Source organism: Enterobacter sichuanensis (assembly GCF_002939185.1).
GTDB classification, from domain to species: Bacteria; Pseudomonadota; Gammaproteobacteria; order Enterobacterales; family Enterobacteriaceae; genus Enterobacter; species Enterobacter sichuanensis.
The window spans coordinates 1-8,610 of record NZ_POVL01000089.1 but is presented as its reverse complement, the minus strand read 5'-3'; the positions used below and the strand labels follow the sequence as shown (position 1 = coordinate 8,610).

Annotated in this window: 7 protein-coding genes and 1 pseudogene; all 8 read left to right on the top strand. The window is 55.9% G+C overall.

The window, feature by feature from the left end:
• A partial coding sequence (locus tag C5687_RS22955) for a glutamate mutase L (protein WP_104558079.1) occupies positions 1-1,058 on the top strand: 1,058 nt, incomplete at its 5' end.
• Positions 1,059-1,076: 18 nt separating this feature from the next.
• A complete protein-coding gene (locus tag C5687_RS22950) occupies positions 1,077-2,522 on the top strand; it encodes a methylaspartate mutase subunit E (protein ID WP_025755948.1) in 1,446 nt (481 codons plus the stop codon).
• The gene (locus tag C5687_RS22945; protein WP_025755949.1) at positions 2,522-3,763 is read left to right on the top strand and encodes a methylaspartate ammonia-lyase; all 1,242 of its coding nucleotides are present in this window, start codon (positions 2,522-2,524) and stop codon (positions 3,761-3,763) included. The genes C5687_RS22950 and C5687_RS22945 overlap by 1 nt, the downstream gene beginning before the upstream one ends.
• Positions 3,764-3,766: 3 nt before the next feature.
• A complete protein-coding gene (locus C5687_RS22940) occupies positions 3,767-5,137 on the top strand; it encodes an acyclic terpene utilization AtuA family protein (RefSeq protein WP_047959786.1) in 1,371 nt (456 codons plus the stop codon).
• Complete coding sequence (locus C5687_RS22935; protein ID WP_104558077.1) at positions 5,134-5,451, top strand: DUF4387 domain-containing protein; 318 nt, start codon at positions 5,134-5,136, stop codon at positions 5,449-5,451. Before C5687_RS22940 ends, C5687_RS22935 begins: the two co-directional genes overlap by 4 nt.
• A gap of 165 nt (positions 5,452-5,616) precedes the next feature.
• A pseudogene (locus C5687_RS22930) lies at positions 5,617-6,909 on the top strand (dicarboxylate/amino acid:cation symporter).
• Between the two features lie 53 nt (positions 6,910-6,962).
• Positions 6,963-7,964 (top strand): glutaminase A, encoded by a 1,002-nt coding sequence (glsA, locus tag C5687_RS22925; RefSeq protein ID WP_104558075.1) that lies wholly within the window; start codon positions 6,963-6,965, stop codon positions 7,962-7,964.
• An 82-nt stretch (positions 7,965-8,046) separates the two neighbouring features.
• Positions 8,047-8,610 (top strand): fumarate hydratase (locus tag C5687_RS22920; protein WP_202911312.1); only part of this gene is annotated, 564 nt, incomplete at its 3' end.

Below are 8,610 nucleotides of genomic sequence, written 5' to 3'. Positions count from 1 at the left end.
CCAAACTGAACCGCCACGATATCCAGGCGCTGGAGGATTCCCCGCCGGACATCCTGCTGTTCACAGGCGGTACGGACGGCGGAGAAGAGAGTTACGGACTTGCCAATGCCCGCGCACTGGCAGCGTCCACGCTGGATTGCGCCATTATTTACGCCGGAAATCGCGATATTCAGGACGACGTGCAGGCCATTCTTGGCCATAAAGATTTGATCACCGTCGACAATGTGTTGCCTGACCTCGATCACCCGAATCCTTATGCCGCCCGCAAGGCCATCTGCGATGTGTTTCTTTCCCGCATCGTGAAGGGGAAAGGACTGGACGTTATCGTCGGGGAAACCGGCGAAGAGCCGATGCCCACGCCGTGGACCGTCTACGAGCTGGTGAAAGCGATCAGTGATGTCGACAGCGCGTGGAAAGAATTCATGCTGATCGACATGGGCGGTGCCACCACCGACGTCTATTCCGCCAGCGCCAACACGCTCTCTCCGGATACTGTTCTGCACGGCGTGCCTGAGCCATTTGTGAAACGCACCGTAGAGGGAGACCTCGGCATGCGCGTCTCGGCGGTCGTGGTCGGTGAAAGTACCCAGGAACTGGTGAACGCGGTGTTCGCCCATCAGCCTCAACGCAAGGACGCGTTTTATGGCTATCTGCGTCATCTGGTCGCACATCCGGATTATCTGCCTGTCACCGAAGAAGAAAAACATTTCGACACGCTACTGGCCGGGCTGTGCGTGGGGTACGCCAGCGAACGCCATGCTGGCACCAAAAAACAGGTCTGTACCTGCGTCGGCAACGTCGATTTGCAGGTGGGGCGCGATCTCACCACCGTGCGCAAAGTGGTGGGTTCCGGGGGATGGCTCTCCCGCGCCAGCCAGTTCGATGTGCACCGCTGGCTGAAGTACCGCGAGCTGGACGACAGCAGCAGACGCGTTCTTTTACCCGGGCAGTTTGATTATTACCGCGATGCAAAAGGTCTGCTTCCTCTGCTGGCGAATGTCGCCAGGCTGGACCCGCAGGCGGCGGCTCGCACCAGTATTCATTGTTTAACCCTATAAAACCTAAGGCAGCAACGAATGGAACTTCGAAATAAAAAGCTAACCCATGACGAATTCATGACTGAGCGGCAACAGGTCTTACAAACCTGGCATACCGGCAAGGACGTTGAGAACTTCGAAGATGGCGTGAAGTACCAGCAAACCATTCCTGAGCAAAAACGCTTTTCTCACGCACTACTGAAGGCCGACCAGGAAGGTAAAACCCTGAGCCAGCCGCGCGCAGGCGTAGCGCTCATGGATGAACATATCGCCCTGCTGAAAACGCTGCAGGAAGAGTGTGATTTGCTGCCCAGCACCATCGATGCCTATACCCGTCTGAATCGCTATGAAGAGGCCGCGGTAGGGATCCAAAAATCCATCGAAGCGGGTACCTCCAAACTCAACGGCTTACCGGTCGTCAACCACGGCGTCGCCGCCTGCCGACGCATGACCGAAGCGCTGGAGAAACCGATTCAGGTACGTCACGGCACGCCGGATGCGCGCCTGCTGGCGGAGATCGCGATGGCCAGCGGTTTTACCAGTTATGAAGGCGGCGGTATCTCTTACAACATTCCGTACGCGAAGCGCGTCACCCTGGAAAAATCCATTCGCGACTGGCAATACTGCGACCGCCTGATGGGTCTTTATGAAGAGAACGGTATTCGTATCAACCGTGAACCGTTTGGCCCGCTGACCGGCACCCTGATCCCGCCGTTTGTCTCCCACTCGGTGGCGATTATCGAAGGTCTGCTGGCGCTGGAACAGGGCGTGAAGTCAATCACCGTTGGCTACGGCCAGGTGGGTAGCCTGACGCAGGATATTGCTGCTATTCAGGCTCTGCGTGAACTGTCCCACGAATATTTCCATAACCACGGTTTTGACGATTACGAGCTGAGCACCGTCTTCCACCAGTGGATGGGGGGGTTCCCGGAAGATGAGTCGAAAGCGTTTGCCATTATCTCCTGGGGCGCAGCGGTGGCCGGTATGTCCGGAGCGACCAAAGTGATCACCAAGAGCCCGCACGAAGCATTCGGTATACCCACCGCCGCCGCCAACGCCCAGGGACTGAAAGCCTCGCGTCAGATGCTCAACATGGTGAGCGATCAGAAATTCCCGCCGTGTGCCGCCGTCGAGCAGGAAGTCGAGCTGATTAAGAGTGAAGTCCGCGCCGTGCTGAAGAAAGTCTTCGAGCTGGGCAACGGGGATGTCGCGCGCGGTACGGTGCTGGCGTTTGAAGCTGGCGTGCTGGACGTGCCGTTTGCCCCCGCCTCCTGCAACGCGGGCAAAATTCTGCCGGTTCGTGATAACGCCGGTGCCATTCGCGTGCTGGAAGCCGGCGCGGTTCCGCTGCCGAAAGATATCCTCGACCTGCATCACGATTACGTCGCCGAGCGCGCGCGTTTTGAAGGACGTAAACCCTCATTCCAGATGGTTGTTGATGACATCAACGCGGTATCCCACAGTAAATTAATAGGAAGACCATAATGAAAATTAAACAGGCCCTTTTCACCGCAGGCTACTCCTCATTCTATTTTGACGATCAGCAGGCAATTAAAAACGGTGCCGGACATGACGGATTTATCTATACCGGCAACCCGGTCACGCCTGGGTTTACGTCAGTTCGTCAGGCGGGTGAATGCGTCTCCGTGCAGTTGATTCTGGAAAACGGCGCGGTGGCGGTGGGCGATTGTGCAGCGGTGCAATATTCAGGTGCAGGCGGTCGCGATCCGCTGTTCCTGGCTGAACACTTCATTCCGTTTCTTAACGATCACATCAAGCCGCTGCTCGAAGGCCGCGACGTTGACCGCTTCCTGACGAACGCCCGATTCTTTGACGAACTGCGTATCGACGGTCATCTGCTGCATACCGCCGTACGTTATGGCCTGTCGCAGGCGCTGCTCGACGCGACGGCACTGGCGACCGGTCGTCTGAAAACGGAAGTCGTTTGTGATGAATGGCAACTGCCGTGTGTCCCTGAAGCCATTCCGTTATTCGGACAGAGCGGCGACGACCGCTATATCGCCGTCGACAAGATGATCCTCAAAGGCGTTGACGTACTGCCGCATGCGCTTATCAACAACGTGGAAGAGAAACTGGGCCTGAAGGGGGAAAAACTGCGTGAGTATGTGCGCTGGTTATCCGACCGCATCTTAAGCCTGCGCACCAGCCCGCACTATCGCCCGACGCTGCACATCGACGTGTACGGCACTATCGGTTTGATTTTCGATATGGACCCGGTACGTTGCGCCGCCTATATCGCCAGCCTCGAAAAAGAGGCCCAGGGCCTGCCGCTCTATATTGAGGGACCGGTGGATGCGGGTAATAAACCGGATCAAATCCGCCTGCTGACCGCCATCACCCACGAGCTGATGCGTCTGGGCTCTGGCGTGAAAATCGTTGCCGATGAGTGGTGTAACACCTATCAGGACATTGTGGACTTCACCGATGCGGGCAGTTGCCACATGGTGCAGATCAAAACCCCGGATCTGGGCGGTATTCACAACATCGTTGATGCGGTGCTGTACTGCAACAAACATGGCATGGAAGCCTATCAGGGCGGTACCTGTAACGAAACGGAAATCAGCGCCCGCACCTGCGTGCACGTGGCTCTGGCCGCTCGCCCGATGCGCATGTTGATCAAACCGGGCATGGGCTTCGATGAAGGTCTTAACATCGTGTTTAACGAAATGCACCGCACCATCGCATTGTTGCACACTAAGGATTAAATGATGGCACGTACATTTAAGATCTTATCGCCAACGGCAATCCTGGGCTATGGCTTCCCGGAAGAGAGTTTTCGTAAGGCTATGGAAGCCTCGCCGGATCTTATTGCTGTTGACGCGGGCTCATCCGACCCGGGTCCCCACTACCTGGGGGCAGGTAAGCCTTTCACCGACCGGGCGGGGGTAAAACGCGATCTGCGCTATATGATTGTGGCTGGCGTTAAGCACAACATCCCGGTGGTGATCGGTACCGCCGGAGGGTCCGGTGCCGCACCGCATCTGGAGTGGTGCCGGCAGATAATCCTTGAGATTGCTCAGGAAGAGAAGCTCTCATTCTCGATGGCGCTGATCCCATCGGATGTCGATAAAGCCACGGTGCATCAGGCACTGGACAACGGGAAAATTACAGCCCTGGATTTCGTCCCGGAACTGACCCACGAGGCCATCGAAGAGAGCACCTATATCGTGGCGCAGATGGGCATTGAGCCTTTCCAGCGGGCGCTGGCGGCCGGGGCACAGGTGGTGCTTGGCGGGCGGGCGTACGATCCGGCCTGCTTTGCCGCACTGCCCATTATGCAGGGCTTCGATGAAGGTCTGGCGCTGCACTGCGGTAAGATCCTTGAGTGCGCGGCGATTGCCGCTACGCCAGGGTCCGGCTCCGACTGCGCGATGGGCATCATTGACGAGCACGGCTTTACGCTGAAAACCTTTAATCCGAAGCGTAAATTCACCGAAACGTCGGCCGCGGCGCACACCCTGTATGAGAAATCCGACCCGTACTTCCTGCCGGGGCCGGGCGGCGTGCTGAACCTGAAAGGCTGTAGCTTCAAAGCGGTCAATGAGGGCGAAGTGTACGTCAGCGGTTCCCGCCACGAAGAAACGCCGTATGCGCTGAAGCTGGAAGGCGCTCGCCGGGTCGGCTTCCGCTGTCTGACCATTGCCGGTACGCGCGACCCAATCATGATTGCCGGGATCGATAACATCCTCGAAGAAGTGCAGGTCAGCGTGAAGCGCAACCTCTCGCTGAATGACGACAGTATCCGCATGACGTTCCACCTGTACGGAAAGAATGGCGTGATGGGCAACCATGAGCCGGTGCAGTCAGCCGGGCACGAGCTGGGTATTTTGCTGGATGTGGTGGCTCCCACCCAGGATATCGCCAACAGCGTCTGTTCGCTGGTGCGCTCTACCCTGCTGCATTACGGCTATGAAAACCGGATCGCCACAGCGGGCAACCTCGCGTTCCCGTTCTCCCCTTCCGACATTCAGAGCGGCCCGGTGTATGAGTTCTCAATCTATCACCTGATCGAAGCAAGCGACGCGCTGCGATTTGATTTCCACCTCGAGCAGGTCACGCCAGAAGGGGTTCAGTTATGAAACAGAGTATTCGCTCACTGGCGCAGGTCATTCGCTCAAAAAACGCCGGACCGTATGAGCTGGTTCTGGATATTTTATTTAAAACGCATGAAGACTATCAGCGGGTAAAAGCCTCGAAGCAATTAACGCCACAGCTTATCGCCCGTTTATATAACGTGAAGCCTGACTTTATACATCGCATTGTCTGGTTTGACCCGGCCAATGCGGTCAAAATCATCATGCCTCGCGATATTATCTCCGGCAACATTGGTGATAATGATGTTTATGGTGCCCAGCAGCATGCACCGTTATTAAGCATTGAGTTTGATCTGTAACACTACAAATACAACAACGTCCATTGGGATATAGATATTTGCTGTATCACTGTATTCCAGATAATTCATGCGGTTGGTCACAACAAACGTGCGTCTGAGCGGTTCGTCAGGGCTCAGGCGCACGCGACCCTACACCTTAACCAACCTTTATCCGATGGAGTAAACATGAAAAAAATAAGCTTAACAAAAATGATCATATTAGGTTTGATACTCGGCATGATAGCCGGGGTGGTCATTAATAATATGGCATCAGCAGATATAGCAAAATAGTACTCACAGGATATTTCTATTTTCACCACGATATTCTTACGCATGGTGAAAATGATTATCGCCCCGCTGGTTATTTCAACCCTGGTGGTCGGCATAGCCAAAATGGGTGATGCGAAAACACTCGGCCGTATATTCTCCAAAACCTTTTTCCTCTTTATTTGTGCTTCGCTGCTGTCGATCGCGCTGGGGCTGGTTATCGTCAATATCTTCCAGCCTGGCGCCGGCATTAACTTTGTCGCTCATGACGCCGGGGCCGTTGCGGCCGTTCAGTCCGAACCGTTTACGCTGAAAGTATTTATCTCTCACGCGGTACCGACCAGCATCGTTGATGCCATGGCCCGTAACGAGATTCTGCAAATCGTGGTGTTCTCGATTTTCCTGGGCTGCAGCCTGGCGGCCATTGGCGAGAAAGCCGAGCCCATCATTAAGGTGCTCGACTCTCTGGTCCATGTGATGCTCAAGCTGACGGGCTACGTCATGCTGTTTGCACCGCTGACCGTGTTTGCCGCGATCTCCGGGCTGATTGCCGAACGCGGTCTGGGTGTGATGGTCAGCGCCGGTATTTTCATGGGCGAGTTCTACATGACGCTCGGCCTGCTGTGGGCGATTCTGATTGGCCTGTCCACCATGATTGTCGGTCCGTGCATCAGTCGTCTGACAAAAGCGATCCTCGAACCTGCGCTGCTGGCTTTTACGACTTCAAGTTCAGAAGCGGCTTTCCCTGGCACGCTGAACAAACTGGAAAAATTCGGCGTCTCCTCCAGGATTGCCAGCTTTGTCCTGCCGATCGGCTACTCCTTTAACCTCGTCGGCTCAATGGCCTACTGCTCGTTTGCTACCGTGTTTATCGCCCAGGCGTGCAATATCGAACTGAGCATTGGGGAGCAGATCACCATGCTGCTGATCCTGATGCTGACCTCGAAAGGGATGGCGGGCGTGCCGCGTGCATCAATGGTGGTTATTGCCGCCACGCTCAACCAGTTCAACATTCCGGAAGCGGGCCTGATTCTGCTGATGGGCGTCGATCCGTTCCTCGACATGGGCCGTTCCGCCACCAACGTGATGAGTAACGCGATGGGTGCCGCTATCGTCGGTCGCTGGGAAGGCGAGCACTTCGGCGTCGGCTGCCGCGGCAAGGTTCCGGCCAAAGAAAGTACCGCTTCAGACACTGAAATCGCCATGTATTGATTACAAAGGCCAACGGTCGTTGGCCTGTCGTTTTTCGATTTACAGGATAGCCCATGAAGATAAACATTTTCGGCGTCAGCCTCTTATCCGTCAGCCTGTTTTTTAGCGCCGCCACGCTGGCGCAACCCGCGCCGGATTACACGCAGCTGCTGGAGCAGGCCCATCAAAAATTTAAAGATAATTTTGAGGGAAAAGTCGCCGACTACATTCCCGCCCTGGCGACCTATAGCCCCAACAATTTCGCCATCACCCTCGCCACCGTTGACGGCAACATTTACCAGGTTGGCGATGTGAAAAAAGCATTTCCCATGGAGTCGCTGAGCAAAGTTTTCACCCTGGCGCTGGCGATGGAGCAGCGTGGCCCACAGGAGGTCCTGGATAAACTCGGCGCCAGTGCGACCGGTCTGCCCTTCAACTCCGGCCTGGCGGTTGAGCTGACCAAAGGGGCGCCGGAAAACCCGCTGGTTAATGCAGGGGCGATGAGCACGGTAAGCCTGATTGAGGCGAAAGATAAGTCCGAACGCTGGAACAAAATTCTCGATAACCTCAACGCGTGGGCGGATGCCTCGCTGACCGTCAACGAGCCGGTGTTCAAATCAGAAATGGAGACCAATCAGCATAACCAGGCGCTGGCGATGCTGATGGCGTCCTATAACAGCTTTTATGGCGATACCCGGGATGCCGTCGAAATCTATACCCGCCAGTGTTCTGTAGACATCACCGTTGAGCAGCTCGCCAAAATGGGCGCAGTGCTGGCGAACAGGGGCAAATCGCCTTTCAACGGTAAGCAGTTGCTGAATGAACGCTACGTGCCGCAGGTTCTGGCGGAAATGGCGATTGCCGGATTGTACGACGGCAGCGGCAAATGGCTGTACACCGTTGGGATCCCGGCGAAGAGCGGCGTCGGCGGCGGCATGGTTGCCATCGTGCCCGGCCAATACGCCATCGCGGTCTATTCGCCACCGCTGGATGCCGCCGGGAATAGCGTCCGCGCCCAGCAGACGATTGCGTATGTCGCTGAGGCGACGCAGGCCAGTCTCTTTTTAGCCCATTGAACCCAACCGACTGTGATTCTGTAAGCCGGGCGCGGCAGTTGCGCCAGTGCCCGGTAAAAACAACCACAAAGTGAGAAGTACTATGTCTAAACCATTTGTCTGGCAGGACCTGTTTGTTCAGAGTAAAGATACGACGGAATATGAACTCCTCAGCGCGCAACACGTTACGGTGACGGAGCTGGAGGGCGAGGAGGTCATTAAAGTGGCGCCTGAGGCATTGACCCTGTTGGCCCAGCAGGCGTTTTATGAAGCCTCATTTTTCCTGCGCGCCGGACATTTAAAGCAGATAGCCAGCATTCTGCACGACCCGCAGGCCAGCAGTAACGATAAGTATGTCGCTCTGCAACTGCTGCGCAACGCCGAAGTATCGGCAAAAGGCGTACTGCCAAACTGTCAGGATACCGGCACGGCCACCATTGTGGCGAGCAAAGGCCAGCACGTCTGGACCGGTGGTGACGATGCCGAAGCGCTGAGCAGAGGGATTTACGCCACCTTTAGCGAGTGTAACCTGCGCTATTCGCAAAACGCACCGCTGGACATGTATACCGAGGTTAATACCCAAACCAACCTGCCGGCGCAGATAGACATCAGCGCCACACCGGGGAGCGAATACCGCTTCCTGTTTGTCAATAAAGGCGGCGGTTCT